Source organism: Enorma sp., assembly GCF_982429025.1.
On the sequence record NZ_CEWCAA010000083.1, the window covers coordinates 1 to 3,550 of the forward strand.

Genomic DNA, 3,550 nt, shown 5'->3' on the forward strand with positions numbered 1-3,550 from the left:
AGGGTGACGAGTAGCGCTCACCGGGCACCCGCGTGTTCGTAGCGCGACTGATACGGCACCATCCACGGCCCCGCGACTCCGCGTCGCGGGGCCGTTTGCGTTGCTATGCCCGTCAGACGCGTCCCGCCGTGCCGTGACTCTCGTGGCAGGGCCGTCCGCGCGTTACGGGCACGATTTTGACGAACGAGTTCCATAATAAGGCCCTTCCCTTCAAAAACCTGCCCGTAAGCACCTGTCGCACACGTTGTGGGCATCGTATCAGGCTCGCTCCGTCGTAACGCCCGCCGCACTCGTTGCGAGTAGCCGCGCCGGGTTCGCTATCATTGCAGAGTGTTCTCCGAGCGGATGGGAGTAAGATGGAAGCGCGAGCACTGTGTGGCGGACGGGATGGGCATGATCGCGGCAGGAGCGGATAGGGAACGGGCAGGACGTGAGCGGCGGGCGGAGGAGCCCGCGTGGAGCGGCTCGGCGGCGAGTGGCCTCGTGGGGCTCGCGATATGGGGCGCCGCCTCCCTTTCGGACGAACTCACCTGTTGGCGACGTGACACCGTGCCTGAACTGCCTGCAAAGATTCGCGAGGCGCTGCCGGTCGCTGGATTTTTCATTGTGCTGTTCTGGATAGTTGTGGGGCTCTTTGGCATCTCGCATGTCATGCCCGTATCGTGTTACACCACGCTCTTCAACGTGCGCCATCGTAAATATAACAAGCCTACGCAGTACCTTCGATTCTTTGCGGTGAGCTACCTTGCGCTCGTGGCGGCTCGTCTGGCTACGCTGGGCGTTGTTCCCAGCATCGCAATCAATGCGGCAATGCCATTCGTCTTTGTGTTTATGCGCTCCTCCCAGCTGAACCCGCGCCGGTACTTTCCCTATACGATGCTCTTCGTCTTTCTTCAGCTCCGCCCGGAGTACCTAGACGACCTTGCACTCGAGGCCGGGCTTCTTACCGTGTGCTGCATCGTGCTCACGGTTGCCCTGCTTGTCTCGGGCGTCATCTATCACAAGGCTGACGATAATCTTCGCCAGCTTCATGACATGGTTGCCCGCCTTGCCGACGAGCTCGATCATATGGCGGATACGGGCATCGGTGGCAGCACGCGCAGGGAGCTGCTCAGGTTGCGTGCGGATTATACGAAGCTTGCCTACGGCGTGCGCGAAGACGCCAACGCGCAGCCCACGGTTTCGAACCTCTACGACATGTTCGCCATGCTTGCGCAGCGCACGGCCTATCTTGTGGGCCGCCTTGAGTGGCATGAGGGGCCGGGGTGCCCGAATGCTCCCTTTCTAAGGAAGCTCGCTTCGCTTACGCGCGACGTGGGCATTGCCTTAGAGAGCCAGGGGCGTCGCGCGCTCGTGGCGGGGCGCGCCCAGGGCTTGCTTGACGAGGCGGATTCCATTGAGAACGACCGCTTCCGCCTCTTTTACCGAAGCTATCTGCATATGACGCTGCTTGTGCTCCGCGATGCGGGCGGGAGGTTTGCCGGCGCGTGGAGCATGTCGCCCCTTACGCAGCTGCGTATCGCGTCGTTCCGCACGCACCCCACCCTCGACTCGTTTGAGCTGCGATTCTCGGTGCGCTGCGCAGCAGTTCTTGCCGTTTCCTGCACGGTGAGCCTCGCTTCGCCCGTCGACCATCTCTACTGGTTCCCGCTCACTGCGTTTCTGCTCACGCAGCCATTTCCCGCCGAGAGCATCCGCCGCATGCGCACGCGCACGATGGGGACGGTGCTGGGGTGTCTCTTCGTACACGGACTCTCGATTTTGAGCTTGCCGTATCCAGCGGTGATGGCGGTGGGGATGGTGCTCATCACGTGTCTGTACGCCTCGACGCCGGGCGGCACGCCCATGGCGTTCTTCGCGACGGCGTACGCACTTTCCATGGCGTCGGTGTCCATCGACGACCAGTATGCCATCTGGATGCGCCTCGCGTGCCTTGCCGCGGCGGTGCTTCTCGTTTTCTTGGTGAATCGCTTGGTCATGCCCACAAGCGATCACACCCTCTTTCTAGCAAACGTGCACGAGCTCTTCGCGCTGCTCGAGCGCTATTGGGCACTCATGCGCAAGAGCCTCGAGGGTACGGTAGATGCGGTGACGTCGAGCGAGGCGCTGCTGCACATTCAGATGGTCCATACCCAGGCGGCGGCATACGCGAACAAGATGCCCGAGCGCACGCTCGACGAGCGCGCCGAGAAGCAGATGACCAGGCGCGTGCTCTTCTGCCTGTGGGAGCTTGTCTGCGAGCTCGAGCAGCTGGGCTTCCTCATTCGCGTCGATGCGGTGGACGCTTCGGAATATCCGCGGCTGGAGCGGTTTATGCTGCTTGCCGAGATGTGCAGCAGCCCCTTCGTAGTGGATGCGCGCCTTGGGGAGGCCGAGCGGCTTATAGAGGGATTCAAAGAGGAGGATCTGAAGTACCTGCTCAGGCAATATCTCAAGCGCGCCGAGGTGCTTGCGGCGGCACTCACAGCGGCGCGGGGCACGGTCATGGGGCGCCCGAGCTACCGCGAGGAAGTGGCCGAGATAGGCAATGGCGCTGTAGATGGGAGTTCAAGATGATTCGTTTCGGTATCCTTGGTGCAGGCAACATTGCGCATCGGTTCGCGGCGAGCTTGGCAAAGGTTGAAGGAGCCGAGCTTGTGGCGGCGAGCCGCCGGACGGCAGGGAAGGCTGCGGCATTTCTTGCCGAGGTTCCGTGCGCGCCCGGCGCCCGGGCCTACGGCGACCATGAGGCTCTGCTCGCGGACCCCGAAGTTGACGCCATCTATCTAGCCCTGCCGCACGACCTTCACCATGCGTGGGCCCTGCGGGCGCTCGATGCGGGAAAGGCAGTGCTCTGCGAGAAGCCCGCGATGCTCTCCGAGGCGGAGGCGGCTGAGGTTACCGCTGCTGCCCGCGAACGCGGCCTGCTCTTCATGGAGGCCATGAAGACGCGCTTTGTGCCGTTGCACCCGCACGTTGTGGACGCGGTTGGCGCTTTGGGGCCCGTCGCGCGCGTGCATGCGTCGCTTTGTAACGATGCGCTTGCAGCCTACCGCACGCGCGACACCTATATTCTTGGCGGAGGCCCAGGGTCGGGCGTGCTGCTCGATTGCGGCATCTACTGCGCGAGCTGGCTCGACGAGCTGCTTCCCGGCGAGATCGCCGTCGAGCGCGTGGACACGGCGTTCTATGAAGGGTCCGACGTCTACGTTGATGCCCACATGGCAATCGGCGGGGTAGCCGCGGAGCTCGAATGCGCCTGCGACCGCGCGCGGCCCCGGCAGCTCGTCGTGGAAGGGGAGCGCGGCATCCTCACGGTGGACGACCTGCACCGTCCTCAACATGCGGAGCTTCGCATTGCGGGCGAGCCTACCCGCGATCTCGACGCACCCTATGAGGTTGACGATTTCTACGGCCAGATTACCCACTTCTGCGCCCTTATGCGTGCGGGCGACATCGAAAGCCCCCTGATGCCCCACGCCGCAACCTGTCGCTGCGCCCGCATCCTCGATGCCATCCGCACTACCTGGTAGCCCCCTTGGCGGCAAGCGCAGCGACGCCGCCCCCGGCC

The 3,550-nt window shown here is 63.6% G+C and carries 2 protein-coding genes; both read left to right on the forward strand.

Going from position 1 to position 3,550, the window contains the following annotated elements; all coding sequences use genetic code 11:
• The first annotated feature begins 393 nt into the window (after positions 1-393).
• Positions 394-2,556, forward strand: coding sequence for an FUSC family protein (locus tag AC1VS5_RS09460; RefSeq protein ID WP_481218463.1), 2,163 nt, complete (start codon positions 394-396; stop codon positions 2,554-2,556).
• Entirely contained in the window at positions 2,553-3,512 is a 960-nt protein-coding gene (locus AC1VS5_RS09465) for a Gfo/Idh/MocA family protein (protein WP_481218464.1), read from the forward strand. Before AC1VS5_RS09460 ends, AC1VS5_RS09465 begins: the two co-directional genes overlap by 4 nt.
• Positions 3,513-3,550: the final 38 nt, after the last annotated feature.

What these genes read in the sequence shown, in the direction of transcription:
- AC1VS5_RS09460 (WP_481218463.1), top strand. Translation starts at nt 394, where the DNA reads ATGATCGCGGCAGGAGCGGATAGGGAACGGGCAGGACGTGAGCGGCGG.
- AC1VS5_RS09465 (WP_481218464.1), top strand. Translation starts at nt 2,553, where the DNA reads ATGATTCGTTTCGGTATCCTTGGTGCAGGCAACATTGCGCATCGGTTC.